This window comes from Bacillus infantis (assembly GCF_050107595.1).
GTDB lineage: Bacteria > Bacillota > Bacilli > Bacillales > Cytobacillaceae > Bacillus_AB > Bacillus_AB infantis_C.
Window position 1 is genome coordinate 38446 of sequence record NZ_JBNILH010000018.1, and the last position, 22659, is coordinate 61104.

The window sequence follows — 22659 nt, forward strand, 5'->3', positions numbered from 1 at the left end:
AGTGGGTCAAAAAGTAAATCCAGTCGGTTTGCGAATCGGTGTCATCCGTGATTGGGAGTCAAAATGGTTCGCAGGCAAAGACTATGCTGAACTTTTACACGAAGACCTTAAAGTGCGTGAGTACATTACGAAGCGTTTAAGCGATGCATCACTTTCTAAAGTTGAGATCGAGCGTGCAGCTAACCGTTTAAACATCACTATCCACACTGCTAAGCCTGGTATGGTTATCGGTAAAGGCGGTTCTGAAGTTGAAGCTCTTCGTAAAGCTCTTAACTCACTTACTGGCAAACGTGTACACATCAACATTCTTGAAATCAAAAAAGCAGACATCGATGCGAAGTTAGTTGCGGAAAACATTGCTCGTCAATTGGAAAACCGCGTATCTTTCCGTCGTGCTCAAAAGCAAGTTATCCAACGTGCAATGCGCGCTGGCGCTAAAGGTATCAAAACAATGGTATCTGGCCGTCTTGGCGGTGCTGATATCGCTCGTTCTGAATCTTACAGCGAAGGTACTGTTCCACTTCATACACTTCGTGCTGATATCGACTATGCTACTGCAGAAGCAGATACAACATACGGTAAATTAGGCGTTAAAGTATGGATCTATCGTGGAGAGGTGCTTCCTACAAAGAAGAAAACTGAGGAAGGAGGCAAATAATATGTTATTGCCAAAACGCGTTAAGTATCGCCGTGTACACCGCGGAAAAATGCGTGGACAATCAAAAGGCGGTACTGAAGTGAACTTCGGTGAATTTGGCCTTCAAGCTCTTGAGGCTTCTTGGATCACCAACCGTCAGATTGAATCTGCCCGTATCGCGATGACTCGTTACATGAAACGTGGCGGTAAAGTATGGATCAACATCTTCCCTCACAAGCCTTACACTGCAAAGCCTCTAGAAGTCCGAATGGGTTCTGGTAAAGGTGCTCCTGAAGGATGGGTAGCAGTAGTTAAGCCAGGGAAAATCATGTTTGAAATTGCCGGCGTATCTGAAGAGGTAGCTCGTGAAGCATTACGTCTTGCATCACACAAACTTCCTGTAAAGTGCAAGTTTGTAAAACGAGAAGAAATTGGTGGTGAATCAAATGAAAGCTAATGAAATTCGTGACCTTACCACTGCTGAAATAGAACAAAAAGTAAAATCTTTAAAAGAAGAGCTATTCAACCTGCGCTTTCAATTGGCGACTGGACAACTTGAAAATACAGCTCGCATTCGTGAAGTACGCAAAGCGATTGCTCGCATGAAAACTGTTATTCGTGAGAGAGAGATCGGCGTTAACAATCGATAATTGATAGGAGGTTCGCACAATGAGTGAACGTAACCAACGCAAGGTTTACACTGGACGCGTTGTTTCCGACAAGATGGACAAAACAGTCACTGTTCTTGTTGAAACATACAAAAAGCACACGCTCTATGGTAAGCGCGTTAAGTACTCTAAAAAGTTTAAAGCTCATGACGAGCAAAACGAAGCAAAAATTGGCGATGTGGTTCGTATTATGGAAACTCGTCCACTTTCTGCGACTAAACGCTTCCGTCTTGTAGAAGTAGTAGAAAAAGCAGTTATAATCTAATGGTTCGGAATAAGCTTCATCCCGAAGGGAGGTTACACGCATGATTCAACAAGAATCACGTTTGAAAGTTGCTGACAACTCAGGTGCTCGTGAAGTACTGACAATTAAAGTCCTTGGTGGCTCTGGCCGCAAGACAGCTAATATCGGTGATGTTATCGTTTGTACTGTAAAACAAGCAACACCAGGTGGCGTTGTTAAAAAAGGTGACGTCGTTAAAGCAGTTATCGTTAGAACTAAGCGCGGTGTCCGCCGTGATGACGGTACTTACATCCGTTTTGATGAAAACGCATGTGTAATTATCCGTGACGATAAGGGTCCACGCGGAACACGTATCTTTGGCCCAGTTGCACGTGAATTGCGCGACAGCAACTTTATGAAAATTGTATCACTAGCTCCAGAAGTACTATAATTCAAACAAATTGCCTTTAAGGAGGTGCGACAGATGCATGTAAAAAAAGGTGACAAAGTCATGGTCATTTCTGGTAAGGATAAAGGCAAATCAGGTGTGATCCTTGCTGCTTTCCCTAAACAAAGCCGTGTGCTTGTTGAAGGTGTGAACGTAGTAAAGAAGCACTCTAAGCCATCCCAAGTGAATCCGCAAGGCGGAATCATCAGCCAAGAAGCACCTATTCATGTATCAAACGTGATGCCAATCGACCCTAAGTCAGGTAACCCGACACGTGTTGGTTACAAAGAGGTTGATGGCAAGAAAGTTCGCGTTGCGAAAAAATCCGGTGAAGTTCTAGATAAATAAGTAACTGAAGAAGGGAGGTACAAGAATGAACCGCCTAAAAGAGAAGTTTTCAAATGAAATTACACCTGCTCTAATGAGCAAGTTTAACTACGAATCAATCATGCAAGTACCAAAGCTTGAAAAAATCGTTATCAACATGGGTGTCGGTGATGCTGTTGCAAACGCAAAGTCACTTGACAATGCTGTTGAAGAGCTTGCGGTTATCAGCGGCCAAAAGCCGGTTGTAACCCGTGCTAAAAAATCAATCGCTGGGTTCCGTCTTCGTGAAGGCATGCCTATCGGTGCGAAAGTTACTCTGCGCGGAGAGCGCATGTACGAGTTTTTTGATAAATTAGTATCTGTATCTCTTCCACGTGTACGTGACTTCCGCGGGATCTCAAAGAAATCCTTTGACGGCCGCGGCAACTACACTCTTGGTGTGAAAGAACAGTTAATCTTCCCTGAGATTGATTACGATAAAGTAAGCAAAGTTCGTGGTATGGATATCGTTATCGTTACTACAGCTAACACAGATGAAGAAGCTCGTGAACTTTTAACTCAATTTGGAATGCCATTCCAAAAGTAATCGCTAAATAGAGGGAGGCGACAACGTGGCTAAAAAGTCAATGATTGCGAAACAAAAACGCACGCCTAAATATCCGGTACAAGAATACACTCGCTGCGAACGCTGCGGGCGTCCACATTCTGTATACCGTAAATTTAAGCTTTGCCGTATCTGTTTCCGTGAATTAGCATACAAAGGACAAATTCCTGGTGTGAAAAAAGCTAGCTGGTAAAACCCAAAGTCTGGGAAGGAGGTAAAAACAATGGTCATGACAGATCCAATTGCAGATTTGCTTACACGCATCCGTAATGCGAATATGGTACGTCACGAAAAATTAGAGGTTCCTGCTTCTAATATCAAGAAAGAAATCGCTGAAATCCTTAAGCGTGAAGGTTTCGTTCGTGATGTTGAGTTTATCGAAGACAATAAACAAGGCATCATCCGCATTTTCCTTAAATACGGTGCAAACAATGAGCGCGTAATCACTGGTCTTAAGCGCATCAGTAAGCCTGGTCTTCGTGTATATGCAAAATCAAACGAAGTTCCTCGCGTGTTAAACGGTCTAGGAATCGCATTAGTATCTACTTCTCAAGGAGTTCTTACAGATAAAGAAGCCCGCGCTAAGCAAGCTGGCGGAGAAGTATTAGCATACGTTTGGTAATAGAGTTTCTCAAGAATGGAGGTGCAATAAATGTCTCGCGTAGGTAAAAAACCAATTGAAATTCCAAGTGGTGTTACAATCACTGTAGATAATAACAATGTGACAGTTAAAGGCCCTAAAGGCGAATTAACTCGTTCATTCAGCCCTGATATGGCAATCAGCGTGGAAGAGAACATCATTAATGTTTCTCGTCCATCAGAAGCGAAGGAGCACCGCGCACTGCACGGAACTACTCGCGCCCTGATCGCAAACATGGTTGAAGGTGTTTCTAAAGGATTCGAAAGAGGCCTTGAGCTTATCGGTGTCGGTTACCGTGCTCAAAAGCAGGGGAAGAACCTGATCCTGAACGTTGGCTACTCTCACCCTGTTGAAATCGTTCCTGAAGAAGGAATCGAGATCGAAGTGCCTTCTAACACGAAGGTTATCGTAAAAGGCACAAGCAAAGAACGTGTTGGTGCACTTGCTGCTAACATTCGTGACGTTCGTCCTCCAGAGCCTTACAAAGGTAAAGGTATCCGCTACGAAGGCGAATATGTGCGTCGTAAAGAAGGTAAAACAGGTAAGTAATGCCGCATAGGCAAACGAAAGGAGTGACCTAAATGATTACGAAGGCTGATAAAAATCAAGTCCGCAAAAAAAGACATGCCCGCGTGCGTGCTAAACTTAGCGGTACTGAAGCTCGTCCTCGTTTAAACGTGTTCCGCTCTAACAAGCATATCTATGCTCAGCTGATCGATGATGTGAACAAAGTGACTGTTGCAAGTGCGTCAACACTTGATAAAGAAGTTGAACTTACTGCTACAGGAAACACAGATGCTGCTGTTAAGGTTGGAGAACTAGTTGCTAAGCGCGCTGTTGAAAAAGGTGTTAAAGCTGTCGTTTTTGACCGCGGAGGCTACCTGTATCACGGACGTGTTAAAGCATTAGCAGATGCTGCTCGTGAAAACGGCTTAGAATTTTAATAGAAGGAGGGACACATAAAGATGCTTCGTATTGACCCAAACAAACTTGAACTTGAAGAACGCGTAGTTACAATCAATCGTGTAGCGAAAGTTGTTAAAGGTGGACGTCGTTTCCGTTTTACTGCTCTTGTAGTAGTTGGCGATAAGAACGGACATGTAGGCTTTGGAACTGGTAAAGCCCAGGAAGTTCCGGACGCGATCCGCAAAGCAATTGAAGATGCTAAGAAAAACCTTATCGAAGTACCTATGGTTGGAACAACTATTCCACACCAAATCATCGGTCATTTCGGTGCTGGCGAAATCCTTTTGAAGCCTGCTTCTGAAGGTACTGGAGTTATCGCTGGTGGTCCGGTTCGTGCGGTTCTTGAATTGGCTGGTGTAGCTGATATCCTGTCTAAGTCATTAGGCACAAACACACCAATCAACATGGTTCGCGCAACTCTTGAAGGACTAAATAACTTAAAACGTGCTGAAGACGTAGCTAAGTTACGCGGTAAATCAGTAGAAGAACTGTTAGGATAAGGAGGGAAATCAAATGGCGAATAAACTAGAAGTTACCCTCACTCGCAGCGTGATTGGTCGTCCTCAAGACCAGCGCGAAACAGTTAAAGCTCTAGGATTACGTAAGATGAACCAAACAGTTGAGCACCAGGATAATGCTGCTATCCGCGGCATGATCAACAAGGTTGCTCACCTTGTAAAGGTCTCTGAGAAATAAGTTCGATTTTTTCAATAAGGAGGTGCCAAAATGAAACTTCATGAATTAAAACCTGCAGAGGGTTCTCGTCAAGAACGCAAGCGCAAAGGTCGCGGTATCGGTTCAGGCAATGGTAAAACTGCTGGTAAAGGTCATAAAGGTCAAAACGCACGTTCAGGCGGCGGTGTACGTCTTGGTTTCGAAGGTGGTCAAACACCTTTATTCCGACGCTTGCCTAAGCGCGGTTTCACAAACATCAACCGCAAAGAATATGCAGTTGTTAACCTTGATGCACTAAACCGTTTTGAAGACGGAACAGAAGTTACACCAGAACTTCTTATCGAAACAGGAGTCGTAAGCAACGAAAAAGCAGGAGTGAAAATTCTTGCTAAAGGCAAAGTAGAGAAAAAGCTTACTGTTAAAGCTCATAAATTCTCCTCTGCTGCAAAGGAAGCTATTGAAGCTGCCGGCGGTCAAACAGAGGTGATCTAATGTTTCAGACAATCTCCAATTTTATGCGCGTGGGTGATATAAGACGAAAAATCCTATTCACCCTTTTAATGCTGATCGTATTCCGCATCGGTACTTTCATTCCTGTACCGCATGTGAATGCTGATCTGTTAAAAGCACAGGATGACTTGAGCGTATTCGGTATCCTGAATACATTCGGCGGAGGAGCGCTTCTCAACTTCTCTATCCTTGCAATGGGTATCATGCCGTATATCACGGCCTCGATCATCATTCAGCTATTGCAGATGGACGTAGTCCCGAAGTTTACTGAATGGTCAAAGCAAGGGGAAGTGGGGCGCCGTAAGTTGGCCCAATTTACCCGCTACTTTACCATCGTGCTTGGATTCATCCAGGCGCTGGGTATGTCTTACGGCTTTAATAACATGGCCGGCGGCATGCTGATTGAAAATCCGGGCATCGGAACTTACCTTCTGATTGCAACTGTACTGACAGCAGGAACAGCCTTCTTAATGTGGCTTGGAGAGCAGATCACATCCAAAGGTGTCGGTAACGGCATTTCCATCATCATTTTTGCTGGTATCGTAGCGGCCATACCTTCAACGGTCAACCAGATCTACGCCCAGAAAATTGAAGATGCAGGTGAACAGCTTTTCCTTAGCATCGTTACAGTAGTACTGATCCTGGTTGCGGTCATTGCCATCATCGTTGGAACGATCTTCATCCAGCAGGCATTAAGGAAAATTCCGATTCAGTACGCCAAGCGTATGGCCACAGGAGGCAATCCTGCGGGTGGACAATCAACTCATTTGCCTTTAAAGGTGAATGCAGCCGGAGTTATTCCAGTTATCTTTGCTGTGTCGTTCATCGTAACGCCAAGAACGATTGCTTCTTTCTTTGAGCAGAACGATGTGACGATGTGGATCCAAAGAGTGTTTGACTATACCCACCCAATTGGTATGATCGTGTACAGTGCATTGATCATCGCCTTTACGTATTTCTATGCTTTTATCCAGGTGAATCCGGAGCAGGTTGCCGACAACTTGAAAAAGCAAGGCGGCTATATCCCGGGTATACGCCCAGGTAAAAACACTCAGGAATATCTGACTCGTGTCTTATATCGTTTGACATTTGTCGGTGCGCTTTTCTTGACTGCCATTGCGATCCTTCCGGTTTTCTTCATTAATTTTGCCGGACTGCCGCAATCAGCCCAGATTGGCGGAACAAGCCTTCTGATTGTTGTGGGTGTTGCACTCGAAACTATGAAGCAGCTTGAAGCCCAAATGGTTAAGCGTCATTATAAAGGTTTCATTAAATAATTCGGTTTTGGGAACTTTTAGTTCCCATTAACCTTATTAGAGACTGAGGGGGAAATCTTGTGAATTTAGTATTGATGGGGCTCCCAGGTGCCGGCAAAGGTACGCAAGCCGAGAAAATTGTCGAGAAATACGGCATCCCTCATATCTCAACAGGAGATATGTTTCGTGCAGCTATTAAAGAAGGCACGGAACTAGGTTTAGAAGCTAAATCTTTCATGGATAAAGGTGAGCTTGTCCCTGATCAGGTGACAATCGGCATTGTCCGCGAAAGGCTAAGCAAGGAAGATTGCAGCAAAGGCTTTTTGCTTGATGGCTTCCCGCGAACGGTTGCCCAGGCTGATGCCCTTGAAGTCATTCTTTCTGAATTGGATAAAAAGATTGATTATGTCATCAACATTGACGTTGACCAAAGCATTTTAATGGAGCGCCTGACTGGCAGACGCATCTGCAAGAACTGCGGGGCAACATACCATTTGGTATTCAATCCTCCAGCAAAGGCAGACGAATGCGACCGGTGCGGCGGCGAACTTTATCAGCGTGCTGATGATAACGCCGAAACTGTTAAAAACCGTCTTGATGTCAACATTAAGCAGACAAAGCCTCTTCTTGATTTCTACGAAACCAAAGGGTACCTGCGCAATATTGATGGCCAGCAGGAAATTTCCAAGGTGTTCACTGATCTTGATGCGCTCCTCGGAGGCCTGCGTTAATGATCATCTGCAAAACACCGCGTGAAATTGAAATCATGCGTGAAGCCGGGCGTATTGTTGCCCTGACTCACCAGGAGCTGCAGAAGCATGTTGCACCGGGCATTACAACCGGAGAGCTGGATACAATTGCCGAGGCGTTTATACGCAAACATAATGCAATTCCATCTTTTAAAGGTTATAATGGTTTCCGTGGCAGCATCTGTGCATCTGTGAACAATGAACTTGTGCATGGGATTCCCGGGGATCGGGTGCTTAACGACGGCGACATTATCAGCATCGATATTGGTGCTGAGTATAATGGCTACCATGGCGATTCCGCCTGGACCTACCCAGTAGGCATTGTTGACAGACAAGTCCAGCAGCTGCTGGATGTCACAGAGCAGTCATTGTATGAAGGTCTTAAAGAGTCAAAGCCGGATGTGCGTTTATCGAACATCTCTCATGCGATTCAGACGTATGCGGAAGCAAACGGTTTTTCCATTGTGCGTGAGTATGTTGGCCACGGAATCGGGCAAGACTTACATGAGGAACCGCAAATCCCTCACTATGGTCCGCCTAATAAAGGGCCGGTGCTTAAGCCGGGGATGGTACTGTGCATCGAGCCGATGGTCAATGCCGGAAGCAGGTATGTAAGGACCTTGGCTGATGACTGGACAGTCGTTACGGTGGACGGCAGCATGTGTGCGCATTTTGAGCATACCATTGCCATTACTGAAACAGGCTATGAAATCCTCACTAAAGCTTGATGTTCAGGTGATTGCATTAGCTGATTCTTAGAATGTTCTGCAGCCCTGACAAGATCATTTGATCCCCGATCAAATTGTTTTGATTAAAATTGGGCGGGATGCCGGTGAATATGATATAATTATAAGGTTGATAGATGGACGGTTTGTCTCTATAGCCGATGGAGCCAGGCGGAAGTCCGGCAGTCCTTTGCTGAAGAGTATCCGGCATCTGGAGCTGACTGATTATGTTTCTCCGGAAATCGAACGCAGCATAAATGAAACCGGCCGTGCAATGAAGGGAAAATTACGTTTTGCGTAAGCAGCGTATGAATAGGTGAGATTCTGAAAAGAAGAAGGGAGACATGTTCGATGGCGAAAGACGATGTAATCGAAATAGAAGGCACAGTTATTGAAACTTTGCCAAACGCTATGTTTAAGGTAGAATTGGAAAACGGTCATACTGTTTTGGCTCATGTTTCCGGCAAGATCCGCATGCACTTCATCCGCATCCTGCCAGGAGATAAAGTAACAGTTGAGCTTTCACCATATGACTTGACTCGCGGAAGAATCACTTACCGCTTCAAATAGACTGATTGCACTCCGTAATATCAAGGAGGTTAGGATAATGAAAGTAAGACCATCAGTTAAGCCGATCTGCGAAAAGTGCAAAGTTATCCGCAGACGTGGTAAAGTTATGGTTATCTGTGAAAACCCTAAGCATAAACAAAAACAAGGCTAATAACAAGGAGGTGCGCATAGAATGGCACGTATTGCTGGTGTAGATATTCCACGTGAAAAACGTGTAGTAATCTCATTGACTTACATTTATGGTATCGGTAAAAATACTGCTCAAAAGGTACTGGCTGAAGCTGGTGTTTCTGAAGACACTCGCGTTCGCGACCTTACAGAAGATGAGCTTAACAAAATCCGTGAAGTAATCGACAGACTTAAAGTTGAAGGTGACCTTCGCCGTGAAGTTTCACTCAACATCAAGCGTCTTATGGAAATCGGTTCTTACCGCGGTCTTCGTCACCGCCGTGGCCTTCCTGTACGCGGACAGAACACTAAGAACAATGCCCGTACACGTAAAGGTCCTCGTAAGACTGTAGCTAACAAGAAGAAATAATCGGTAAAGGAGGTAATATACAATGGCTCGTAAAACTAATACACGCAAACGCCGTGTTAAAAAGAATATTGAAAGTGGTATCGCCCACATCCGTTCAACATTCAATAACACTATCGTAACAATCACAGACGTTCATGGTAACGCTCTTTCTTGGTCAAGTGCTGGAGCTCTTGGATTCAGAGGTTCTCGTAAATCTACTCCATTTGCTGCTCAAATGGCTGCTGAAACTGCAGCGAAGACATCTATGGAACATGGTATGAAAACTCTTGAAGTTACTGTTAAAGGACCTGGTGCAGGACGTGAAGCTGCCATTCGTGCCCTTCAGGCTGCTGGTCTAGAAGTAACGGCTATCAGAGATGTTACTCCGGTTCCTCATAACGGATGCCGCCCGCCAAAACGTCGCCGCGTATAATTTTTTCTGTATAGAATTTGTATCCTTGTCTATAATGGGTTATGATACAATTTTCCGTTATACAGAAACTTTATTCCAGTTGTTGTGCACAAACGGGAACGTATACATGGGGGAATTTCGGCAGGCAGAAGCTAGCCGGGGTTTCGACGTTTTGAAGGAGGGTATATTTTGATGATCGAAATAGAAAAACCAAAAATCGAAACGGTTGAGATCAGCGATGATGCCAAGTATGGAAAGTTCGTCGTAGAGCCGCTTGAGCGTGGGTATGGTACTACTTTGGGTAACTCCTTACGTCGTATCCTTTTATCCTCACTCCCTGGTGCCGCTGTCACATCTATTCAAATTGATGGGGTACTTCATGAGTTCTCAACAATTGAAGGCGTCGTAGAAGATGTAACATCTGTAATCTTAAATATTAAAAAACTGGCTCTTAAAATCTATTCTGATGATGAAAAGACGCTGGAAATTGATATTCAAGGTGAAGGTGCTGTTACTGCAGCTGACGTAACGCATGACAGTGATGTCGAGATCCTCAATCCGGATCTTCATATTGCTACCCTTGGGTCCAATGGGCACTTGCGCATGCGCTTGACTGCCAAAAGAGGACGCGGTTATACACCAGCTGATCAAAACAAGCGAGAAGATCAACCAATCGGTGTCATTCCTATCGATTCCATCTACACTCCAGTATCGCGTATTTCCTACCAGGTAGAAAATACACGCGTCGGGCAAATGACTAACTATGATAAGTTAACATTCGATGTATGGACTGATGGAAGCACTGGTCCACAAGATGCGGTTGCTCTTGGAGCGAAGATTTTAACTGAGCATTTAAATATCTTTGTCGGCCTTACTGACGAAGCACAAAATGCTGAAATCATGGTTGAGAAAGAAGAGGACCAAAAGGAAAAAGTTCTTGAAATGACCATTGAAGAACTCGATCTCTCAGTCCGTTCATATAACTGCTTAAAGCGCGCAGGCATCAATACTGTTCAGGAATTGGCCAACAAGACCGAAGAGGATATGATGAAAGTCCGCAACCTTGGCAGAAAATCTCTTGAAGAGGTAAAACATAAATTAGAAGAGCTGGGATTAGGCTTACGCAAGGATGACTGATCTTAGGATCTATCACTTTTAGGCCTATCACCGACTGATCACTTCAACAAAGGAGGGAAACTTTCATGGGATACAGAAAGTTAGGACGCACTAGTGCTCAACGTAAAGCTATGCTACGTGACTTAGCTACAGACTTAATCATCAGTGAGCGCATCGAAACAACTGAAGCTCGTGCGAAAGAGCTGCGTTCAGTTGTTGAGAAAATGATCACTTTAGGCAAGCGCGGAGACCTGCATGCTCGCCGTCAAGCAGCTGCATTCATTCGCAATGAGGTAGCTAATGCTGAGACAAACCAAGATGCAGTACAAAAGTTATTCAGCGACATCGCAACTCGTTATGAAGAGCGCCAAGGTGGATACACTCGAATCATGAAGCTTGGGCCTCGTCGTGGAGACGGAGCACCAATGGTTATCATCGAGTTAGTATAATTGCTGCAGCAGATAACAAGGGCGCTGGACAGTTTATCATGAACTTGTTCTTTGCCCTTTTTCTGTAAAAGGCTTATCTTCCATTATCTTCATAAGCCTTATATTCAAGCCAAACACGAGCGTTACGATGAGCAAGATTCTGCTGTGCCTGAATTTCGGGCCTCTCAGTGCAAGTTCCATACTGACGGATGCAGCATATGCATCCCTGACTTGTCTCGTCTAGCTCATGCACCTCTTCCGGACCTGTTTTATGCGCACAGAATGAGAATTCTGCAGCCGGAATGAGGTGCAGGCTTTTTTATAAGTTTCAGTTTTTTTGGCAGAGAGCACAGATTAGAGAGGCAGCTAAAGCGATTATTGAGCTTTGATGCAATTAACGACACAAGCGCATATGTGCCGGCAGCCATCTGACTTCAGCTAATAATTCAATGTCTTCTGCAAATCAGGCTCGCCAAAAGGCGAGTTATTTTTATTTTCGGGAGATATATTATGCAATAACTCATCCCTTTAAAAAAGGCAGGCACTGAAGCTGTGAAGCCAAGGCTGTATATGCAGCTGCAAGAAGAGCAGAGAGGAGGATCCTATGTCAAATCCACTTGTTCAATTAGAAAACATTTCTTTTCAATACGATGCCGGCAGCCAGTATGCCCTAAGAAACGTTTCCTTTAACATACATGAAGGGGAATGGCTTGCCATTGTCGGTCACAACGGTTCGGGCAAGTCTACATTGGCCAAGCTGTTAAATGGTCTGCAGTATGCCCAGGAAGGCAGGATCCTGGTGAAGGGGACTGAGCTGGCAGAAGAGACCGTCTGGGATGTCAGAAGAGCTGTAGGGATGGTATTCCAAAATCCTGATAACCAGTTTGTCGGAACAACGGTGCAGGATGATGTGGCTTTTGGTTTAGAAAACAATGGTGTCCCCCAGGGAGAGATGAAAGAAAGAGTGAGTTCCTCATTAGAGATGGTCAATATGGGCCAATTTCTAGATCAAGAGCCGCACCATCTTTCAGGCGGCCAGAAACAAAGGGTCGCCATTGCAGGGGTTATTGCCCTTCGGCCTTCGCTGATCATACTGGATGAAGCTACAAGCATGCTGGACCCCCGCGGAAGAGAAGAGGTCCTGAAGACGGTAAGAGAGTTAAAGAGCGAGCATCAGATGACGGTTATTTCCATCACGCATGATCTCGAAGAGGCGGCCAAGGCAGACCGGATCATCGTCATGAACCAGGGGCAATTATACAGGGAAGGGACACCCGAGGAAATCTTCCAGATGGATGAGGAGCTCGTAAAGCTCGGCCTGGACATCCCATTCCCAGTAAAGATGAGCAAGGCACTGCGTGAAAAAGGGCTGCCCATCCCGAAATTTTACTTAACAGAAGAAGAGTTGGTGGAAGAGCTATGGACATCTCACTCCAAAATGTAGAGCATAGATACCAGATAAACACACCATTTGAGCGCCTGGCCATCAAGGATGTATCGATTGATATCCCAACAGGCACCTATCTTGCCCTGATCGGCCATACCGGTTCAGGCAAATCTACTGTCCTTCAGCACTTGAATGCCCTTTTAAAGCCGACAAAAGGGAGTGTAAGAATAGGGGACAGGGTGATCAATGCCGGGAAAAAGGAGAAAAACCTCAAGGCCGTCCGCCAAAAGGTGGGGATTGTCTTTCAATTCCCTGAGCATCAGCTTTTCGAAGAAACAGTCGAAAAGGATATTTGCTTCGGACCGATGAACTTTGGCGTCAGTGAGGCTGAGGCTAAGGAAAGGGCAAGGAAGGCAATTATTCAGGTTGGCCTGACCGAGTCCGTACTTGAGAAATCTCCTTTCGATCTATCCGGCGGCCAAATGAGGAGAGTGGCCATTGCCGGTGTGCTGGCCATGAACCCGGATGTAATCGTTTTGGATGAACCGACAGCAGGCCTGGACCCGCGCGGGCGGAAAGAGATCATGGAGATGTTCTATTCGCTTCATAAGGAAAGGGGACTTTCCACTATCCTGGTGACCCACAGCATGGAGGACGCTGCTGCCTACGCCGATCAGATTGTGATCATGCATAAAGGCGAGGTATACAGAAAAGGCGTTCCGGTAGAAATTTTTGCGGATCCGGCAGGACTTCTTGAGCTCGGCCTGGATGTTCCGGAAGTTGTCAAATTTCAGCAGAAGTTCGAGAAGGCATTTGGATTGAAGCTCGAAAGGACCTGCCTGACGATGGAGCAGCTGACTGAAGAGATCGCAGGCGCAGTGAAGCGGGGTGAGGCCAAATGATGGATAAAATGATCTTTGGCCGCTATGTGCCGGCCGACTCTGTCCTTCACCGGATGGATCCCCGTGCCAAGCTTGCCATTATCTTTTTATTTGTATGTGTTGTCTTTTTAGCCAATAATATCCTGACTTATGCTATCCTCACTGTTTACACGCTGATGATGGTCAGCTCATCTAAGGTGCCTGCCAGGTTCATTTATATGGGACTGCGGCCGGTGTTGTGGCTTGTGCTGTTTACCCTGCTGCTGCATGTATTCATGACAAAGGGCGGAGAGGTCATCCTCGATCTTGGCTGGCTGAAAATATATGAAGAAGGCCTGAAGCAGGGACTGTTCATCTCTATGCGCTTTTTCCTGCTGATCATGATGACGTCGCTATTAACCCTGACGACGACCCCCATTGAAATTACAGATGGGCTGGAAAGCCTGCTGGGTCCTTTGAACAAGGTGAAGTTCCCTGTCCATGAGCTGGCTCTGATGATGTCGATTTCGCTTCGGTTCATCCCGACCCTCATGCAGGAAACAGATAAGATCATGAAGGCGCAGACTGCCAGGGGAGTCGATTTTTCAGGAGGACCGATCAAGGACCGTGTAAAATCGATCATCCCGCTGCTGATCCCTTTATTCGTCAGCTCATTCAAACGCGCTGAGGAGCTTGCCACTGCAATGGAGGCAAGAGGCTACCGCGGAGGGGAAGGCAGAACGAAGTACCGGCAGCTGAACTGGAGCACAAGGGACACCCTTATGCTGATCCTGCTCCTTGCCGTTGCGGCACTGCTTGCTGTATTCCGCACATAATGGGGTGAACAAATGCAAAGATTCAAATGCGAGATTGCCTATGACGGCTCACAGTTCTCCGGCTACCAGGTGCAGCCGGGAAAGCGGACGGTGCAGCTGGAAGTGGAAAGGGCATTGGCCAAAATCCATAAAGGAAACCCGGTGAAGATCTTTGCCTCCGGCAGGACGGACGCCGGGGTGCATGCGAGAGGGCAGGTCATCCACTTTGACTCACCGCTCGCCATTCCAGAGGACAGATGGGTGACAGCCCTGAATTCCCTCCTCCCTAAGGACATTGCCGTGGGGAGCACTGAGAAGGCCGCTGAAGGCTTTCATGCCCGTTTTGATGCAAACGGGAAGGAATACCGGTATTTTATCTACAGAGGGAAAATACGCAGCCCATTTGAGCGGCACTATGCCTATCACTACCCTTATCACCTTGATATCGGAGCGATGAGGGAAGCTGCGGAGCATCTTCTCGGCACCCACGACTTCTCAAGCTTCTGCGCCTCCAAAACAGACGTAGAGGACAAAGTAAGGGAAATCAGGAAGGTTCGTGTCGAGGAAGCGGGGGATATGCTGGAGCTTCATTTTACGGGCAGCGGTTTTCTGTATAATATGGTCCGCATCCTGACTGGCACACTCCTCGAAGCAGGAGCAGGAACAAGAGAGCCGGGGAGCATCCCGGAAATCATATCAGGCAAAGACAGGAGCCTGGCAGGCAAGACAGCACCTGCCGAGGGATTGTATCTATGGAAGGTATTTTACTAAAGGGGAAAAGGAAAAAATTATTTTTTTCAAAACAACTAAACCTGGCGTAACATTCCCTTGACATTGTACTATATAGGATATATCATAATATGGTATGTATTTTAACCCCACAAATAAGCCCCGGAACTTATCTGTGTGATAATATACGAAATCAAAGAACATGAATATGATTGATTATTTAGGAGGGAAATCCATGCGTACGTTTATGGCTAACGCAAACAATATCGAGCGTAAATGGTATGTTGTTGACGCTGAAGGCAAGACTCTAGGTCGCCTTGCAAGTGAAGTAGCAGCAGTCCTGCGCGGCAAAAATAAACCAACTTTCACACCGCACGTTGACACTGGTGACAATGTGATCATCATCAACGCTGAGAAAATCGAACTGACAGGTAAGAAGCTTACTGACAAGATCTATTACCGTCACACTATGCACCCAGGCGGTCTTAAAACAAGAACTGCTCTTGAGATGCGTACAAACTATCCTGTGAAAATGCTTGAGCTTGCTATCAAAGGCATGCTTCCAAAGAATTCACTTGGCCGTCAAATGTTCAAAAAATTACACGTATATGCTGGCAGCGAACATCCGCACCAAGCACAACAACCTGAAGTTTACGAACTTCGTGGATAATTTTTAAAGGGAGGTTATTATCTTGGCACAAGTTCAATATATCGGTACTGGTCGTCGTAAAAGCTCCGTTGCCCGTGTTCGTTTAGTTCCTGGCGATGGCAAAATCATCATCAATGGTCGTGAGATCGAAAGCTATATCCCATTCGCAGCTTTGCGTGAAGTAGTTAAGCAGCCGCTTGTTGCTACTGAAACACTAAACAGCTACGATATCCTAGTAAACGTTAATGGCGGTGGATACACTGGCCAAGCTGGCGCAATCCGTCACGGCATCGCTCGTGCATTGCTTCAAGCTGATCCGGAATTCCGTCCAACATTAAAGCGCGCTGGACTATTGACTCGTGACGCACGTATGAAAGAGCGTAAGAAATACGGTCTTAAAGGTGCTCGTCGTGCTCCTCAGTTCTCAAAGCGTTAATCTTTACACTATCAAAGGCTCCCAGGCTTATGTCTGGGGGTCTTTTTTGCTGTATGTGCAAAGAGACACCCATAGCTTTTGAAAAATGATTGGCCTTCATCCGCTATATTCTCTGTCAAAATTGCCAGTGCTTTCTTGAATGACACCCATTGGGCGGATGAAGACTATCTTTAAGGGGTGAAGAAAGCTGTGAGTGTGATTACAACCTTTACAGATAGACAGCGTGAAAAGCAGATCAAATATGAAAAAACGGTCCTGAAGGACATTTCGATAAAATCTCTAAAGGAAAGCGTCAAACAGCATTTTGGAAGTATAAGGTTCACGTCGGGGCTCCTGCTGAATACTGGTGTGGAGGAGGCCTGTTATGATGTCGCAATCGAAGCCTACCTCCTTGGCGCCCATTTCAGCCGGTTCGGCTATTATGGAGAAGGCGTCGAACAGGTTCTCGAAAGATGCAGGAGCGAGGAAAAGCATTTTGTTGATACCCTCTATAATTTCCTCCTATACTGGGGGAGCGGAGAAGAAGCGGCCGCGAACGAGTCGCTGGCTGGCACATGTGAGCATTATGTGCGCCATTGGTGGATGGAAGGTTTTCAAAAAGGCCAGCGGCGGCATAAGCTGAGGCTTCATTGATCTCTCTAAAGATGTTCTATCCCCTTCCCTTGTCCCATATATATGAATGAGGACAAGCGGAGGGATGGGTTAGACAATGAAGCGAAAACTGCAGATGGCTGCTTTTGCAGCCGGACTTATAATCCTATTTTTAATCTTTCGATACGATTTTCTTGAAAATAACTCCTGGAAGTCATGGAATTTGCCGCTCACAGGCGAAATCATTCTCCTGGACCCAGGACATGGCGGACCGGACGGCGGAGCCGGGGACTCAAATGCTTTAGAGAAGGATATCGCATTGAACGTATCCTTAAAGGTCAGGGACTATCTGCAAGAGCAGGGGGCGCTTGTCATTATGACAAGGGAAGATGATCGTGACCTGGCTCCGGAGGGTACTAAAGGCTACAGCAGGAGGAAAGTGGAGGATCTTAAGCAGCGGCTTAAGATGATTAATGAATCCGAGGCAGACTTTTTCCTGAGCATCCACCTGAATTCCATTCCATCTGCCCGCTGGAGCGGTGCACAGACCTTCTATGCCCCGCAGATTAAGGAGAATGCTGCAGCAGCCAAGTTCATTCAGGATGAGCTGCGCAGAAACCTGGAAAACACAGAAAGAAGAGCCAAGCCGATCAGCCATGTGTATATCCTGAAATACGCAAAAAAGCCGGGCGCCCTGGTCGAAATCGGCTTCCTCTCCAATCCGGGAGAAAAAGCCAGGCTGAAAACAGATGATTACCAGGAAAAAGTGGCAGCCTCCATCTATAACGGGGTTTTGCGCTACTTTACTAATGAAGAAGAGCTGGTAGAGACGGAATAAAGGGCATCCTGCGGGATGCTCTATTTTTATGGAGAAATTAAGACTTGCTGTGGGTATTTTTACTTTTGCAGGCTGGCCGGAGAGTTATGGGATTTGTTGGTCATGTATTGATAGGGAGGATTGCATGACAGGCATGTGTCGGGCTAGGTATAAGAAGGTGGCTAATTGATGCAAGAGAGGAGTGGTGAGAGCGGGCTCATGTATAGAAAAGGGTGTAATCGATGCAAGAGAGGGCTGGTGAGAGCTGTCTCATGTATAGAAAAGGGTGTAATCGATACAAGAGAGGGCTGGTGAGAGCAGGTTCATGTATAGGAAAGGGTCTAATCGATGCAAGAGATGGCTGGTGGGAGCTGTCTCATGTATAGAAAGATGTCTAATCGATGCAAGAGATGGCTGGTGAGAGCTGTCTCATGTATAGAAAAGGGTGTAATCGATGCAAGAGATGGCTGGTGAGAGCTGTCTCATGTATAGAAAGATGTCTAATCAATGCAAGAGAGGGTGGGTACTGTCTCATGTATAAAATGGTCTCAACGAAGCATAAGGGACATGGCTAGCATTTTGTCATCTATTGAATGTGCAAGGCAGGCTGCGTTCTATAGAAAGTCCTCCACTCAGTTCCAGCTCCTTGCCCCTCGAGTCATAAGCCAAGAAAGAATCCGAGGCAACCTCACCTTCTTTCCTGTCTTATGCTTGTCGGAACAGAACAGTCGCCTCCGCTTTTCGTATTGTCCAGTTCCAGCTCCTTGCCCCTCGAGTCATAAGCCAAGAAAGAATCTGAGGCAAAGGGCAGCCTCAGCTCCTTTCTTGGCTTATGCTTGTCGGGTCAGAACAGTCGCCTCCACATTTCATGCTATGTTATACTATACTAAGTTTAAAACGACTTTAAGGGCAGGTGCATATAGATGTTGACAGAGCAAAGAGTGAGAGAGCTTTTGAGCGATGTGAAGGAACCGTTCATACATAAAACATTGGGTGAGCTGAACGCGATTCAGGAAATTAGTGTGAAGCCAGAGAAGAATCATGTAAGTGTGAAGATCGCTGTTGCGAAAACAGGGACAGCGGAACAGCTTCAGCTGCAGACGCAGATTGTGGATTTGCTTAAGCAGAATGGCGCAGACTCTGTGGGCCTTCGCTTCAGTGAGCTGCCTGCGGAGGAATTGGCCAAGCATCGTTCTCCGGAGAAAGAGGATAAAGGGCTTTTATCAGAGGACAGCAAGACGAAATTTATTGCAATCGCCAGCGGGAAAGGCGGCGTCGGAAAGTCCACTGTGTCAGTTAACCTTGCTGTATCATTGGCGCGCCTTGGGAAAAAGGTCGGACTGGTCGATGCGGATATCTATGGGTTCAGTGTTCCTGATATGATGGGCATCACAAAGCGCCCGGTGGTCAGGGAAGGGCGCATCATCCCGGTTGAACGCTTTGGAGTGAAAGTCATTTCCATGGGCTTTTTTGTTGAAGATAATGCACCAATCATCTGGAGAGGCCCGATGCTTGGCAAAATGCTGAACAGCTTTTTCAATGAAGTGGATTGGGGCGAGCTGGATTATCTGCTGCTTGATCTTCCTCCTGGAACAGGGGATGTGGCTCTGGATCTTCATACGATGCTTCCTTCCTGCAAAGAGATCATCGTCACGACTCCGCATCCAACAGCAGCTTTTGTTGCTGCGCGTGCGGGTGCTATGGCGTTGAGAACCGAGCATGAAATTGTTGGCGTAATCGAAAACATGGCCTTCTTCGAAAGTAAGCTGACGGGTGAGAAAGAATATGTCTTTGGCCACGGAGGCGGGGAAAAGCTTGCTGATGAGCTAAGAACAAATGTTTTAGGGCAGCTGCCTTTAGCACAGCCGGACTGGGATGATGTAGATTTTGCGCCATCCATTTATGATAAAGATCACAGGCTTGGTAAGATCTATACAGATATCGCGGAAAAAGTCATTCAATCAGTATAAAAAAATGCCTCAGGCGAACCTTCGCCTGAGGCATTTTCGATGAGAGAAAAGGATCAGGAACCTCCGCCGCTGTCCCCGCCTTCTCCGCCGCCTCCGCCGCTTTCACCGGAACCGCCGCCTTCGCTTTCTTTGCCGCCGCTCTTCACTTCTTCGGTAGCCTTGATGATCATATCCTGTATCTTGGCTTTGTATATAGGACTTTCGAAGGTCTCAGTCATCACCTTTTGGAGATGCTCCCTGTATTCGTTGCTCTTCAAAATGGTTGTGACTTCTTTCTCTAATTCAGGATCTTTCAGGACTTCCACCATCATTTTTCGATATTCGGGATCTTTCATCAGATCTTTTAAGAGCTTTTCATTTTCTTTTTCCATACTTTTTGCCATGCTCTCCGCAAATTTAGGATCCTCAAAAGATTTTTTCCAGAATTCAGTCCCTTTATCAGATGTTAAGGTCTTCTCAATCGTATCAGAAACCACTGCCTGATCCATTACAAGCTGCTGTTTTAGCTTTTCGTCTCCCATCAATTCCTGAAGCGCCTTCTTGCCATCGTCGGTCTTTAATATATCGACAATCATTTTCTTTGTCTGATCATAGTCCATTTGGCCGCTGCCTGATTCAGCAGCCTGGCCGCAGCCCGAAACGGCAAGGAGGAGGATGAGTGGGAGGAGCCGGAATATTTTGTGCATGATTGAAAGCTCCTTTCAGGATTGTCCCTAACCTTAGAGTGGTGATTTGGGGCAAATATTATTCGTTTAGCGAGTAATACCTAGATTTTTCATACTTTGGTTGGTACAATCATATAGGTGAATGACTATCGCTATGGAGGCTTATTATATAATGACCAGCCGTAATTGGGTAAGGTTGTTTTTGTCCACACTGCTTTTGGGTGCAATTGCAACCGGTATCACAGGATTTATTGTCAGATGGGAAGAATATCAGCCGTTATTTGCTGATTTTGAATTTCTGGAAATCATCTCGGTATTATTTTGGCTAGCAGGAGTGGGCTTGATTTTCAGCATCTTGAGCCAAATGGGCTTTTTTGCATACTTAACCGTCCACCGGTTTGGATTAGGAATTTTCAGGTCTTTATGGAATGGCGTACAGGTTGTTCTTATATTATTCGCCTTATTCGACCTTGTATACTTAAGATACAGCAACTTTGCCGAAACCGGAGAAAGCTATGGACCTTATATTGCCCTGGCGCTGATCGTATTGGCAGCGGGGCTGGCGGCAGCATTCCTAAAGGCAAGGCAGACAAACAAAGGGGCATTCATCCCTGCGCTGTTCTTCATGGTAGTGGTAACCAGTGTAGAGTGGACACCTGCACTAAGGGTAAATGAAGAAAGCTGGGTATATCTCATGCTTTTCCCTCTGCTTATCTGCAATGCCTATCAGCTTTTGATCCTGCATAGGCTGAACAAGAGCTCAATGAAAAAGAGGGAAGCCATCAAAGCTGCAAAATAAGCCGGACATACAAAAAGGCGGGCCGCTGACTTCAGGGCCTGCCTTTTTTGCTGCGTTATTTTATCTCATTTGATTTCGTGCTTGCGTTCGCCATCATTTCCGATACTGAAACCAGTTTTAAGCCTTTGTCCTTATAATTGCCTATAATGGCAGGGAGAGCTTTGGCCGTTTGTTTGGCCGAATCGGAGGCGTGCAGGAGAATGATATCCCCTTTCCCTGCCTTGGCTGCATTTTCTGCAATCCTCTCAACACCCGGATTGGTCCAATCTTTTGAGTCAATGCTCCAGTGTACGACTGTATAGCCCATCTTTTCTGCCACATTCAGTGTCTTTTGATCAAAATGGCCTGTTGGTGCCCTTACCAGCTTGATATCCTTTACATTAAGCTTCTTGAAAGCCTCCTGCCCTTTGGCAAGGTCCTGCCGGATTTTGCTTTCCTCCAGGTCTGTATAATCTTTATAATCATAGCCAAGCATTCCAATCTCATACCCTTCTTTAACAATGCGGGCAACCAGCTCCGGATGCCTCTCCGCCCAAGAACCGGATAAAAAGAAGGTTGCAGCCTTGACGTTTTGCTCCTTCAGAACATCGAGGATGGGTTCAGCTTTTTCATCACCCCATCCAATATTGAATGTCAGGGCAGCGTCCTTTTCTCCTTTATAAATCGCCTTCGGACCATCATTTGCTGAGAAAACTGGCACGTGAATAATATTCTCCATATACAAAAACCAGGCAGTAAAGAAGGAGGCAATAATGATAAGCAGCCCCTGTTTAATGGCCTTTCCGTTTACCACATAAAAAAAGTTCATCCAATCACCTCGTCCACAAAGAATCCTTGTCTTATTTTTATGAACACAAAAAGCAAATATGACTCAAATATTTTTCCTTCAATTTTTGAATTATTTTCTCTTCGTTTCATAAAAAACAGGGTAATGGAAAATACTACAAGGACCTTACGAGACAAGGAGCGATAAAATGCTTGGAATGCTGATCAATGAAAGGGAATTGAAAGAGATGGAATACCTGATTAAAAGAGAGATGGATGAAATACTCTTTGATCTGAAGGATGAACGGATTGACCATATTGTAAAAAGAGCAATGGGAGAAAGGTATAAGATTTTGTTTTCCCTGTTTAAGCGGATCGCCTCAGAAAATGAATGCATTAAATATATGCCTGCTCCGCAGCTGAAGGAACTTTAATTTTTTTTTAGATATATTGTTGACTTCTTAATATTATCTTGGTATATTAATAAGCGTCGCTGATGACGCAAAACAAAGCTTAAGAAAAGTTGTTGACAAGTTATCTGTGGTGTGTTAAATTAATAAAGTCGCTCCTGAGCGGCAGAGATTGTTCTTTGAAAACTGAACGAACAAAAACGTCAACGTTAATCTTATTTTTATCAGAGCTAAATCTTACTCTTATATGGAGAGTTTGATCCTGGCTCAGGACGAACGCTGGCGGCGTGCCTAA

General features: G+C 45.6%; 36 protein-coding genes. 34 read left to right on the forward strand and 2 right to left on the reverse strand.

The window, feature by feature from the left end; translation table 11 throughout:
• Nucleotide 1 precedes the first annotated feature (1 nt).
• The 32 genes from rpsC to ACQCVH_RS24660 all read left to right on the forward strand — a co-directional run bounded on the left by rpsC (nucleotide 2) and on the right by ACQCVH_RS24660 (nucleotide 19725).
• Nucleotides 2–658: a 30S ribosomal protein S3 gene (gene rpsC, locus ACQCVH_RS24505; RefSeq protein WP_009791322.1), complete on the forward strand. Its 657-nt coding sequence runs from the start codon at nucleotides 2–4 to the stop codon at nucleotides 656–658.
• A gap of 1 nt (nucleotide 659) precedes the next feature.
• A complete protein-coding gene (gene rplP, locus ACQCVH_RS24510) occupies nucleotides 660–1094 on the forward strand; it encodes a 50S ribosomal protein L16 (protein WP_009791321.1) in 435 nt (144 codons plus the stop codon).
• On the forward strand, nucleotides 1084–1287 hold the full coding sequence (rpmC, locus tag ACQCVH_RS24515) for a 50S ribosomal protein L29 (protein WP_003351417.1): 204 nt from the start codon (nucleotides 1084–1086) through the stop codon (nucleotides 1285–1287). The genes rplP and rpmC overlap by 11 nt, the downstream gene beginning before the upstream one ends.
• A 19-nt stretch (nucleotides 1288–1306) precedes the next feature.
• Entirely contained in the window at nucleotides 1307–1570 is a 264-nt protein-coding gene (gene rpsQ / locus ACQCVH_RS24520) for a 30S ribosomal protein S17 (protein ID WP_009791320.1), read from the forward strand.
• Nucleotides 1571–1610: 40 nt separating this feature from the next.
• A complete protein-coding gene (gene rplN, locus ACQCVH_RS24525; protein ID WP_009791319.1) occupies nucleotides 1611–1979 on the forward strand; it encodes a 50S ribosomal protein L14 in 369 nt (122 codons plus the stop codon).
• Between the two features lie 33 nt (nucleotides 1980–2012).
• Nucleotides 2013–2324, forward strand: coding sequence for a 50S ribosomal protein L24 (gene rplX / locus ACQCVH_RS24530; protein ID WP_009791318.1), 312 nt, complete (start codon nucleotides 2013–2015; stop codon nucleotides 2322–2324).
• 25 nt (nucleotides 2325–2349) lie between these two features.
• Nucleotides 2350–2889 (forward strand): 50S ribosomal protein L5, encoded by a 540-nt coding sequence (gene rplE / locus ACQCVH_RS24535; RefSeq protein ID WP_009791317.1) that lies wholly within the window; start codon nucleotides 2350–2352, stop codon nucleotides 2887–2889.
• 25 nt (nucleotides 2890–2914) lie between these two features.
• Nucleotides 2915–3100: a type Z 30S ribosomal protein S14 gene (locus tag ACQCVH_RS24540; protein WP_009791316.1), complete on the forward strand. Its 186-nt coding sequence runs from the start codon at nucleotides 2915–2917 to the stop codon at nucleotides 3098–3100.
• Nucleotides 3101–3130: 30 nt separating this feature from the next.
• Entirely contained in the window at nucleotides 3131–3529 is a 399-nt protein-coding gene (gene rpsH / locus ACQCVH_RS24545) for a 30S ribosomal protein S8 (protein WP_148977006.1), read from the forward strand.
• A 30-nt stretch (nucleotides 3530–3559) separates the two neighbouring features.
• Entirely contained in the window at nucleotides 3560–4096 is a 537-nt protein-coding gene (gene rplF, locus ACQCVH_RS24550) for a 50S ribosomal protein L6 (protein WP_009791314.1), read from the forward strand.
• Between the two features lie 32 nt (nucleotides 4097–4128).
• A complete protein-coding gene (rplR, locus tag ACQCVH_RS24555) occupies nucleotides 4129–4491 on the forward strand; it encodes a 50S ribosomal protein L18 (protein ID WP_009791313.1) in 363 nt (120 codons plus the stop codon).
• Nucleotides 4492–4512: 21 nt separating this feature from the next.
• Entirely contained in the window at nucleotides 4513–5013 is a 501-nt protein-coding gene (gene rpsE, locus ACQCVH_RS24560) for a 30S ribosomal protein S5 (protein WP_009791312.1), read from the forward strand.
• Nucleotides 5014–5026: 13 nt separating this feature from the next.
• Nucleotides 5027–5209, forward strand: coding sequence for a 50S ribosomal protein L30 (gene rpmD / locus ACQCVH_RS24565; protein ID WP_009791311.1), 183 nt, complete (start codon nucleotides 5027–5029; stop codon nucleotides 5207–5209).
• 30 nt (nucleotides 5210–5239) lie between these two features.
• A complete protein-coding gene (gene rplO / locus ACQCVH_RS24570) occupies nucleotides 5240–5680 on the forward strand; it encodes a 50S ribosomal protein L15 (protein WP_426838255.1) in 441 nt (146 codons plus the stop codon).
• Complete coding sequence (gene secY / locus ACQCVH_RS24575) at nucleotides 5680–6975, forward strand: preprotein translocase subunit SecY (RefSeq protein WP_224906023.1); 1296 nt, start codon at nucleotides 5680–5682, stop codon at nucleotides 6973–6975. Before rplO ends, secY begins: the two co-directional genes overlap by 1 nt.
• A gap of 59 nt (nucleotides 6976–7034) precedes the next feature.
• Entirely contained in the window at nucleotides 7035–7685 is a 651-nt protein-coding gene (locus ACQCVH_RS24580) for an adenylate kinase (protein WP_426838256.1), read from the forward strand.
• Nucleotides 7685–8431, forward strand: a complete 747-nt coding sequence (gene map / locus ACQCVH_RS24585) for a type I methionyl aminopeptidase (RefSeq protein WP_366161752.1) — start codon at nucleotides 7685–7687, stop codon at nucleotides 8429–8431. The genes ACQCVH_RS24580 and map overlap by 1 nt, the downstream gene beginning before the upstream one ends.
• Before the next feature lie 348 nt (nucleotides 8432–8779).
• A complete protein-coding gene (infA, locus tag ACQCVH_RS24590) occupies nucleotides 8780–8998 on the forward strand; it encodes a translation initiation factor IF-1 (RefSeq protein ID WP_009791305.1) in 219 nt (72 codons plus the stop codon).
• A gap of 37 nt (nucleotides 8999–9035) precedes the next feature.
• Nucleotides 9036–9149 carry a 50S ribosomal protein L36 gene (gene rpmJ / locus ACQCVH_RS24595; RefSeq protein WP_000868344.1) on the forward strand — a complete coding sequence of 38 codons (114 nt, stop codon included), beginning with the start codon at nucleotides 9036–9038 and terminating at the stop codon, nucleotides 9147–9149.
• A gap of 21 nt (nucleotides 9150–9170) precedes the next feature.
• Entirely contained in the window at nucleotides 9171–9536 is a 366-nt protein-coding gene (rpsM, locus tag ACQCVH_RS24600) for a 30S ribosomal protein S13 (protein WP_009791304.1), read from the forward strand.
• A gap of 22 nt (nucleotides 9537–9558) precedes the next feature.
• On the forward strand, nucleotides 9559–9948 hold the full coding sequence (gene rpsK, locus ACQCVH_RS24605) for a 30S ribosomal protein S11 (RefSeq protein WP_009791303.1): 390 nt from the start codon (nucleotides 9559–9561) through the stop codon (nucleotides 9946–9948).
• A gap of 171 nt (nucleotides 9949–10119) precedes the next feature.
• Nucleotides 10120–11064, forward strand: coding sequence for a DNA-directed RNA polymerase subunit alpha (locus ACQCVH_RS24610; protein WP_009791301.1), 945 nt, complete (start codon nucleotides 10120–10122; stop codon nucleotides 11062–11064).
• A 65-nt stretch (nucleotides 11065–11129) separates the two neighbouring features.
• The gene (gene rplQ / locus ACQCVH_RS24615) at nucleotides 11130–11492 is read left to right on the forward strand and encodes a 50S ribosomal protein L17 (RefSeq protein WP_009791300.1); all 363 of its coding nucleotides are present in this window, start codon (nucleotides 11130–11132) and stop codon (nucleotides 11490–11492) included.
• 583 nt (nucleotides 11493–12075) lie between these two features.
• Nucleotides 12076–12915, forward strand: coding sequence for an energy-coupling factor ABC transporter ATP-binding protein (locus ACQCVH_RS24620; RefSeq protein ID WP_426838257.1), 840 nt, complete (start codon nucleotides 12076–12078; stop codon nucleotides 12913–12915).
• A complete protein-coding gene (locus ACQCVH_RS24625; RefSeq protein WP_426838259.1) occupies nucleotides 12891–13760 on the forward strand; it encodes an energy-coupling factor ABC transporter ATP-binding protein in 870 nt (289 codons plus the stop codon). The genes ACQCVH_RS24620 and ACQCVH_RS24625 overlap by 25 nt, the downstream gene beginning before the upstream one ends.
• Nucleotides 13757–14554, forward strand: a complete 798-nt coding sequence (locus ACQCVH_RS24630; protein ID WP_426838260.1) for an energy-coupling factor transporter transmembrane component T family protein — start codon at nucleotides 13757–13759, stop codon at nucleotides 14552–14554. Before ACQCVH_RS24625 ends, ACQCVH_RS24630 begins: the two co-directional genes overlap by 4 nt.
• A gap of 12 nt (nucleotides 14555–14566) precedes the next feature.
• Nucleotides 14567–15304: a tRNA pseudouridine(38-40) synthase TruA gene (truA, locus tag ACQCVH_RS24635; protein WP_426838262.1), complete on the forward strand. Its 738-nt coding sequence runs from the start codon at nucleotides 14567–14569 to the stop codon at nucleotides 15302–15304.
• 193 nt (nucleotides 15305–15497) lie between these two features.
• A complete protein-coding gene (gene rplM, locus ACQCVH_RS24640; RefSeq protein WP_009791293.1) occupies nucleotides 15498–15932 on the forward strand; it encodes a 50S ribosomal protein L13 in 435 nt (144 codons plus the stop codon).
• Between the two features lie 22 nt (nucleotides 15933–15954).
• Entirely contained in the window at nucleotides 15955–16347 is a 393-nt protein-coding gene (rpsI, locus tag ACQCVH_RS24645; RefSeq protein ID WP_009791292.1) for a 30S ribosomal protein S9, read from the forward strand.
• Nucleotides 16348–16536: 189 nt separating this feature from the next.
• Nucleotides 16537–16980, forward strand: a complete 444-nt coding sequence (locus tag ACQCVH_RS24650) for a YbaK family protein (RefSeq protein WP_257989234.1) — start codon at nucleotides 16537–16539, stop codon at nucleotides 16978–16980.
• Between the two features lie 76 nt (nucleotides 16981–17056).
• The gene (gene cwlD / locus ACQCVH_RS24655; protein ID WP_426838264.1) at nucleotides 17057–17776 is read left to right on the forward strand and encodes an N-acetylmuramoyl-L-alanine amidase CwlD; all 720 of its coding nucleotides are present in this window, start codon (nucleotides 17057–17059) and stop codon (nucleotides 17774–17776) included.
• A 902-nt stretch (nucleotides 17777–18678) separates the two neighbouring features.
• The gene (locus ACQCVH_RS24660) at nucleotides 18679–19725 is read left to right on the forward strand and encodes a P-loop NTPase (protein ID WP_426838265.1); all 1047 of its coding nucleotides are present in this window, start codon (nucleotides 18679–18681) and stop codon (nucleotides 19723–19725) included.
• 53 nt (nucleotides 19726–19778) lie between these two features.
• Here ACQCVH_RS24660 and gerD read toward each other — a convergent pair whose 3' ends face one another.
• Nucleotides 19779–20411, reverse strand: a complete 633-nt coding sequence (gene gerD, locus ACQCVH_RS24665) for a spore germination lipoprotein GerD (RefSeq protein WP_426838266.1) — start codon at nucleotides 20409–20411, stop codon at nucleotides 19779–19781.
• Between the two features lie 151 nt (nucleotides 20412–20562).
• Here gerD and ACQCVH_RS24670 point away from each other — a divergent pair, with 151 nt between their 5' ends.
• A complete protein-coding gene (locus ACQCVH_RS24670; protein ID WP_426838268.1) occupies nucleotides 20563–21189 on the forward strand; it encodes a KinB-signaling pathway activation protein in 627 nt (208 codons plus the stop codon).
• Between the two features lie 55 nt (nucleotides 21190–21244).
• Here the strand turns inward: ACQCVH_RS24670 and pdaB are convergent, their stop codons facing one another.
• Nucleotides 21245–21997: a polysaccharide deacetylase family sporulation protein PdaB gene (gene pdaB, locus ACQCVH_RS24675; protein WP_426838269.1), complete on the reverse strand. Its 753-nt coding sequence runs from the start codon at nucleotides 21995–21997 to the stop codon at nucleotides 21245–21247.
• Nucleotides 21998–22163: 166 nt separating this feature from the next.
• Here pdaB and ACQCVH_RS24680 point away from each other — a divergent pair, with 166 nt between their 5' ends.
• Nucleotides 22164–22388, forward strand: coding sequence for a hypothetical protein (locus tag ACQCVH_RS24680; protein ID WP_224906046.1), 225 nt, complete (start codon nucleotides 22164–22166; stop codon nucleotides 22386–22388).
• Nucleotides 22389–22659 lie beyond the last annotated feature (271 nt).

Bases quoted from the DNA above. Each gene is read 5' to 3' on its own strand.
- rpsM (WP_009791304.1), top strand. From the start codon at position 9,171: ATGGCACGTATTGCTGGTGTAGATATTCCACGTGAAAAACGTGTAGTA.
- ACQCVH_RS24670 (WP_426838268.1), top strand. From the start codon at position 20,563: ATGACCAGCCGTAATTGGGTAAGGTTGTTTTTGTCCACACTGCTTTTG.
- map (WP_366161752.1), top strand. From the start codon at position 7,685: ATGATCATCTGCAAAACACCGCGTGAAATTGAAATCATGCGTGAAGCC.
- ACQCVH_RS24630 (WP_426838260.1), top strand. From the start codon at position 13,757: ATGATGGATAAAATGATCTTTGGCCGCTATGTGCCGGCCGACTCTGTC.
- rplR (WP_009791313.1), top strand. From the start codon at position 4,129: ATGATTACGAAGGCTGATAAAAATCAAGTCCGCAAAAAAAGACATGCC.
- rpsQ (WP_009791320.1), top strand. From the start codon at position 1,307: ATGAGTGAACGTAACCAACGCAAGGTTTACACTGGACGCGTTGTTTCC.
- ACQCVH_RS24680 (WP_224906046.1), top strand. From the start codon at position 22,164: ATGCTTGGAATGCTGATCAATGAAAGGGAATTGAAAGAGATGGAATAC.
- rplX (WP_009791318.1), top strand. From the start codon at position 2,013: ATGCATGTAAAAAAAGGTGACAAAGTCATGGTCATTTCTGGTAAGGAT.
- rpsE (WP_009791312.1), top strand. From the start codon at position 4,513: ATGCTTCGTATTGACCCAAACAAACTTGAACTTGAAGAACGCGTAGTT.
- rplN (WP_009791319.1), top strand. From the start codon at position 1,611: ATGATTCAACAAGAATCACGTTTGAAAGTTGCTGACAACTCAGGTGCT.
- rpmC (WP_003351417.1), top strand. From the start codon at position 1,084: ATGAAAGCTAATGAAATTCGTGACCTTACCACTGCTGAAATAGAACAA.
- truA (WP_426838262.1), top strand. From the start codon at position 14,567: ATGCAAAGATTCAAATGCGAGATTGCCTATGACGGCTCACAGTTCTCC.
- infA (WP_009791305.1), top strand. From the start codon at position 8,780: ATGGCGAAAGACGATGTAATCGAAATAGAAGGCACAGTTATTGAAACT.
- ACQCVH_RS24620 (WP_426838257.1), top strand. From the start codon at position 12,076: ATGTCAAATCCACTTGTTCAATTAGAAAACATTTCTTTTCAATACGAT.
- rpmD (WP_009791311.1), top strand. From the start codon at position 5,027: ATGGCGAATAAACTAGAAGTTACCCTCACTCGCAGCGTGATTGGTCGT.
- rplE (WP_009791317.1), top strand. From the start codon at position 2,350: ATGAACCGCCTAAAAGAGAAGTTTTCAAATGAAATTACACCTGCTCTA.
- rplO (WP_426838255.1), top strand. From the start codon at position 5,240: ATGAAACTTCATGAATTAAAACCTGCAGAGGGTTCTCGTCAAGAACGC.
- cwlD (WP_426838264.1), top strand. From the start codon at position 17,057: ATGAAGCGAAAACTGCAGATGGCTGCTTTTGCAGCCGGACTTATAATC.
- rpmJ (WP_000868344.1), top strand. From the start codon at position 9,036: ATGAAAGTAAGACCATCAGTTAAGCCGATCTGCGAAAAGTGCAAAGTT.
- ACQCVH_RS24625 (WP_426838259.1), top strand. From the start codon at position 12,891: ATGGACATCTCACTCCAAAATGTAGAGCATAGATACCAGATAAACACA.
- ACQCVH_RS24660 (WP_426838265.1), top strand. From the start codon at position 18,679: ATGTTGACAGAGCAAAGAGTGAGAGAGCTTTTGAGCGATGTGAAGGAA.
- rplQ (WP_009791300.1), top strand. From the start codon at position 11,130: ATGGGATACAGAAAGTTAGGACGCACTAGTGCTCAACGTAAAGCTATG.
- rpsK (WP_009791303.1), top strand. From the start codon at position 9,559: ATGGCTCGTAAAACTAATACACGCAAACGCCGTGTTAAAAAGAATATT.
- ACQCVH_RS24610 (WP_009791301.1), top strand. From the start codon at position 10,120: ATGATCGAAATAGAAAAACCAAAAATCGAAACGGTTGAGATCAGCGAT.
- gerD (WP_426838266.1), bottom strand. From the start codon at position 20,411: ATGCACAAAATATTCCGGCTCCTCCCACTCATCCTCCTCCTTGCCGTT.
- rpsH (WP_148977006.1), top strand. From the start codon at position 3,131: ATGGTCATGACAGATCCAATTGCAGATTTGCTTACACGCATCCGTAAT.
- pdaB (WP_426838269.1), bottom strand. From the start codon at position 21,997: ATGAACTTTTTTTATGTGGTAAACGGAAAGGCCATTAAACAGGGGCTG.
- rplP (WP_009791321.1), top strand. From the start codon at position 660: ATGTTATTGCCAAAACGCGTTAAGTATCGCCGTGTACACCGCGGAAAA.
- secY (WP_224906023.1), top strand. From the start codon at position 5,680: ATGTTTCAGACAATCTCCAATTTTATGCGCGTGGGTGATATAAGACGA.
- rplM (WP_009791293.1), top strand. From the start codon at position 15,498: ATGCGTACGTTTATGGCTAACGCAAACAATATCGAGCGTAAATGGTAT.
- rplF (WP_009791314.1), top strand. From the start codon at position 3,560: ATGTCTCGCGTAGGTAAAAAACCAATTGAAATTCCAAGTGGTGTTACA.